The organism is Pseudonocardia sp. McavD-2-B (assembly GCF_024124365.1).
GTDB classification, from domain to species: Bacteria; Actinomycetota; Actinomycetes; order Mycobacteriales; family Pseudonocardiaceae; genus Pseudonocardia; species Pseudonocardia alni.
Genome location: NZ_JAMXSG010000363.1, coordinates 1 through 4499 on the forward strand (window position 1 = coordinate 1; position 4499 = coordinate 4499).

The following is a 4499-nucleotide window of genomic DNA, read 5'->3' on the forward strand; positions in this document are numbered from 1 at the left end:
GGCCCCGGCCCTACCTCGACGCGTCGTCGACCGGCCCGCAGCCGGTCACCGGTGACGCGGCCGCCGACCCGCGGGCCGCGGCGCAGGAGGCGCTGCGCCGCCTGGTCCAGGGCGACCGGGGTGCCGACTACGACGTGTTCGCCGACCGGCACCGCGACAACGGCGGTCACCCCGGCTGACCGGCGCGTTCGCCCTGGGCGGAGCTGCCCGGGGCAGAACCGGGCGCGGACCGGGCCGTCCCCCGGCCACGGTGGGGTCATGAGCGACTCACCGCGCACCCCGCGCTTCGACGACCGCGCCCGCCGCGACCTCTACGACCAGCGCGTCGTGGTGCTCGACGGCCCCCTCGACGACGACAACGGCACCCTGCTCGCCACCCAGGTCGTGGCACTGGCCGCCCGTGACCCGGACGCCGACATCGCCTTCTGGATCCACTCGCCCGGCGGGTCGGTTCCGGCGATGCTGGCGCTGCGCGACCTGTTCCGGCTGGTCCCCTGCGACGTCTCGACGCTCGTGCTCGGCATCGCCTACAGCGCCGGGCAGTTCCTGCTCTCGGCGGGCACCCCGGGCAAGCGCCGCGCGCTGCCGCACTCGCGGGTGCTGATGCACCAGGGCTCGTCGGGGATCGGCGGGACGGCCGTCGACATCGAGCTGCAGGCCGACGACCTGCGCCACACCCGCGACACCGTGCTCGGCCTGATCGCAGCCGACACCGGGCAGCCGGTGGACCGGATCTTCACCGACTCGCTGCACGACCGCTGGTACTCCGCCGCCGAGGCGCTCGACTACGGCTTCGTCGACGCCGTCGTCGACCGGTTCGACCAGGTGGTGCCGCGCCGCGGTGCCGTCCCGACCGGCTTCGGCGTGGGGCGGTGACGGCGGTGAGCGCCTACCCGATCCCGAACGTCATCGCCCGCACCCCGGGCGGCGAGCGGGTCCTCGACGTCTACTCCCACCTGCTCACCGAGCGGGTCGTCTATCTGGGCACCGAGATCGACGCGGGCGTGGCGAACGCGCTGATCGCCCAGCTCCTGTTCCTGGAGGCCGACGACCCCGACCGCGAGGTGCAGCTCTACGTCAACTGCGGGGGCGGCGACCCCAGCGCCATGCTCGGCATCTACGACACGCTGCGCCACGTCCGCTGCCCGGTCGCGACGACGTGCGTCGGCCAGGCCGTCTCGGTGGGTGCGGTGCTGCTCGCCGCCGGGACCGAGGGCCGTCGTGGCGCGCTGCCGCACGCCCGGGTCGTGCTGCACCAGCCGGCGGCGCAGGGCCGCGGGTCCATTCCGGACCTGATCCTGCAGGCCGACGAGCTGGTCCGGATCCGCGCCGACATCGAGGAGATCCTGGCCCGGCACACCGGGCAGACGGTCGAGCGGTTGCGCGCCGACACCGACCACGACCGCGTGTTCACCGCGTCCGCGGCCCGGGACTACGGCCTGCTCGACACCGTGCTCGAACCGCAGCCGCCGCGCACCCGCGAGCGTCGCTGAGCGGCGCCGGGTCAGGCCGCCAGCGCGTAGGCGCACTGCGGCCCGCGGGCCCGCGGCGCCGTCGCGAGACCGTCGGCGACGCCGCGGGTCAGCGCGGCCAGGTCGGTCCCGAGCGCCCCGGCGACGGCGGCGATCATCTCGCTGGAGGGCTCCTTGCGGCCCCGCTCCACCTCCGAGAGGTACTGCGGGGACACCCCGGCGCGCCCGGCCGTCGCGCGCAGGGTCTCACCGCGGGCGTGCCGCCGTCGTCGCAGCTCACGACCGAGTGCGTGCCGCCAGAGGGGTTCGCTCATGGGGGCACGGTAGGACCGGACGGCGGCCGCGGTCCCCGGGTTCCGCCCACAGCGGAACCCGGGGTGGGCGCTCAGGCCTTCAGGAAGTCGAGCAGCGCGGCGTTGAACTCGTCGGGGTGGGTCGCGTTGAGACCGTGCGGGCCACCCTCGACGAGCGCGAGCTGTGCGCCCTCGATCGCCTCGTGCGAGCGCTTGCCGGACACCTCGAACGGGACGATCGCGTCGGCGTCGCCGTGGATGACCAGGGTCGGGATGCCGGCGTCGGAGACCTTCTGCACGTCGTCGCGGAAGTCGGTGCGTCCGAACGCGGTGATGCAGTCCAGGGTGCCCTTCGGCGACGCGAACTCGGCGATCGAGCGGTGGTAGGCCCGGTTCGGCTCGCTGATCAGGTCGGTCCGGTCGCCCGCGGCGAAGAAGTTCGACGTGAACTCCTCCAGGAAGGCGATCCGGTCACCGGTGACGCCGCCCTGGAACTGCTCGATCGTGGCGTCGTCGAGACCGCCGTCGGGGTTGTCGTCGGACTTGTAGAGGTACGGCGGGACGGCCGCGGCCAGCACGACACGGGCGACCCGGTCGGTGCCGTGCTTCGCGACGTAGCGGACGACCTCGCCGCCGCCCATCGAGAACCCGACGAGGGTGGCCTCGCGCAGGTCGAGGTGCACGAGCAGGGCGTGCAGGTCGTCCGCGAAGGTGTCGTAGTCGTAGCCGTCCCAGGGCTGGGAGGACTGGCCGAAGCCGCGACGGTCGTAGGTCACGACCCGGTGGCCGGCGTCGACCAGCGCGGGGACCTGCTTCTCCCAGGACCTCCCCGACAGCGGCCAGCCGTGGATCAGCACGACGGGTGCGCCGGAGCCCTGGTCGGTGTAGTGCAGCTCGACCGGGCTGCCGTTCTCGGTACCGATGCTGAGCTGGGGCATGGCGTGCACTCCTCCGGGAAGATCGGTTGCGTCCTCCCGATCCGCGTACCCGCCCCGCCGCGGACCTACCCGTCGACGACCGTGCCCTGCCCGAGCATCCGCTCCAGCACGGCGCGGACGGTCGCGTCCTCCACGGTGTAGTACACGTAGGTCCCCTCGCGCCGGTTCTCGACCAGGCCCGACAGTCGCAGCTTCGACAGGTGCTGGCTCACCGCGGTGGGGGCGGCGCCGACCAGGTCGGCGAGGCAGGCCACCGAGGACTCGCCCTGCAGCAGAGCCCAGAGGATCTTGACCCGGGTCGGGTCGGAGAGCATGCGCATCGCGTCCGCCACCCGGCGGACCTCGTCCTCGGGCGGCATCGCGAAGCCGTGGATGGACTCGTGCACGACGTCGAGGATACCTGCGTGACTGCGCGGATGGTCCACCGTCTCACCATGTGGATGGCTGACTGCGTATCTTCGTGCATACGCAGGTACGGTCTCACGCATGCGATCCGCTCTGACCCTGCCCGAGGTCCGCTGGGCCGGGGCCTCCCTGCTGGCCTTCCTGGCGGCGCTCGGGGTCGACCTGCTCGGCGCGCCGTCCGCGGTGGTCGTCGGCCTGTACCTGGCCTGCTACGTCCTCGGCGGCTGGGAGCCCGCGCTCGAGGGCCTGCGTGCGCTCGGTGAGAAGCGGCTCGACGTCGACCTGCTGATGATCGTCGCCGCGGTGGCCGCGGCCGCGATCGGGCAGTGGTTCGACGGCGGCCTGCTCATCGTCATCTTCGCGACCTCCGGGGCGCTGGAGTCGGTCATGACCGCCCGCACCCGGGCCAGCATCGACGCGCTGCTCGACCTCGCCCCCGAGACCGCGACCGTCGTCGCCGACGACGGCACCGAGCGCACCGTCCCGGCGGCGCAGCTGGCCGCGGGGCAGGTGGTCGTGGTGCGGCCGGGGGAGCGGGTCCCCGGGGACGGCGCCGTGCTCGACGGGGTGTCGGAGGTCGACACCTCCGCGCTGACCGGTGAGCCGGTCCCGGCCCGCACCGGTCCGGGCGACGCGGTGCTCGCGGGCACCGTCAACGGCACCGGGGTGCTGCGGGTCCGGGTCTCGCGCGACGCCGCGGACACCGTCGTCGCGGGGGTCGCCGCGCAGGTCGAGCGGGCCGCCGAGACCAAGGCGGGCCGCCAGCTGTTCATCGAGCGCGTCGAGCAGCGCTACTCGGTGCTGGTCGTCGCGGGGACGGTGCTGCTGCTCGCGGTTCCGCTGCTGCTCGGTGCCCCGTTCACCGAGACGCTGCTGCGCGCGATCGTCTTCATGATCGTGGCCTCGCCGTGCGCGATCGTGCTCGCGACGATGCCGCCGCTGCTCGCCGCGGTCGCGGTGTCCGGCCGGCGCGGGACGCTGGTCAAGGACGTCACCGTGCTGGAGGCGCTCGCCGAGGTCGACACCGTGGTGCTCGACAAGACCGGCACGCTGACCTCCGGCCGCCCGCAGGTGGTGTCGGTGACCCCGCTCGGGTCCCGTCGCGCCGACGAGCTGCTCGCCCTGGCCGGGGCCGCCGAGGCCGGCAGCGAGCACGTACTGGGCCGGGCGGTGCGCGCGCACGCCCTGGAGCGCGGCCTGCACCTGCCCGACGCCGAGGGGTTCACCGCGGTCCCGGGCGAGGGTGTGCGGGCGGTCGTCGGCGGGCGGACCGTCGCCGTCGGGCGCCCGGAGCTCGCCGGTGACGTGGAGGTCCCCGGGGTCGCCGCGCTGCAGGAGGCGGGGCGGACCGCCGTCGTCGTGCTGGTGGACGGCGAGCCCGCCGGGGTGGT

The 4499-nt window shown here is 74.3% G+C and carries 6 protein-coding genes; 3 read left to right on the top strand and 3 right to left on the bottom strand.

Going from position 1 to position 4499, the window contains the following annotated elements; translation table 11 throughout:
• The first annotated feature begins 258 nt into the window (after positions 1-258).
• Both NH602_RS28335 and NH602_RS28340 read left to right on the top strand, forming a co-directional pair.
• Complete coding sequence (locus tag NH602_RS28335; protein WP_073576797.1) at positions 259-876, top strand: ClpP family protease; 618 nt, start codon at positions 259-261, stop codon at positions 874-876.
• A 5-nt stretch (positions 877-881) separates the two neighbouring features.
• A complete protein-coding gene (locus NH602_RS28340) occupies positions 882-1493 on the top strand; it encodes an ATP-dependent Clp protease proteolytic subunit (RefSeq protein ID WP_073576933.1) in 612 nt (203 codons plus the stop codon).
• A gap of 11 nt (positions 1494-1504) precedes the next feature.
• On the opposite strand, the gene NH602_RS28345 is transcribed toward NH602_RS28340, so the two are convergent.
• From NH602_RS28345 to NH602_RS28355, 3 genes are all read right to left on the bottom strand, one after another.
• Complete coding sequence (locus tag NH602_RS28345; RefSeq protein ID WP_253069403.1) at positions 1505-1786, bottom strand: helix-turn-helix domain-containing protein; 282 nt, start codon at positions 1784-1786, stop codon at positions 1505-1507.
• 71 nt (positions 1787-1857) lie between these two features.
• Entirely contained in the window at positions 1858-2703 is an 846-nt protein-coding gene (locus NH602_RS28350; protein WP_253069404.1) for an alpha/beta fold hydrolase, read from the bottom strand.
• 65 nt (positions 2704-2768) lie between these two features.
• Entirely contained in the window at positions 2769-3089 is a 321-nt protein-coding gene (locus NH602_RS28355; protein WP_062398503.1) for a metalloregulator ArsR/SmtB family transcription factor, read from the bottom strand.
• A gap of 100 nt (positions 3090-3189) precedes the next feature.
• Here NH602_RS28355 and NH602_RS28360 point away from each other — a divergent pair.
• On the top strand, positions 3190-4499 hold a 1310-nt coding region (locus NH602_RS28360), incomplete at its 3' end, for an HAD-IC family P-type ATPase (RefSeq protein WP_253069405.1).

Bases quoted from the DNA above. Each gene is read 5' to 3' on its own strand.
- NH602_RS28335 (WP_073576797.1), top strand. From the start codon at position 259: ATGAGCGACTCACCGCGCACCCCGCGCTTCGACGACCGCGCCCGCCGC.
- NH602_RS28345 (WP_253069403.1), bottom strand. From the start codon at position 1,786: ATGAGCGAACCCCTCTGGCGGCACGCACTCGGTCGTGAGCTGCGACGA.
- NH602_RS28350 (WP_253069404.1), bottom strand. From the start codon at position 2,703: ATGCCCCAGCTCAGCATCGGTACCGAGAACGGCAGCCCGGTCGAGCTG.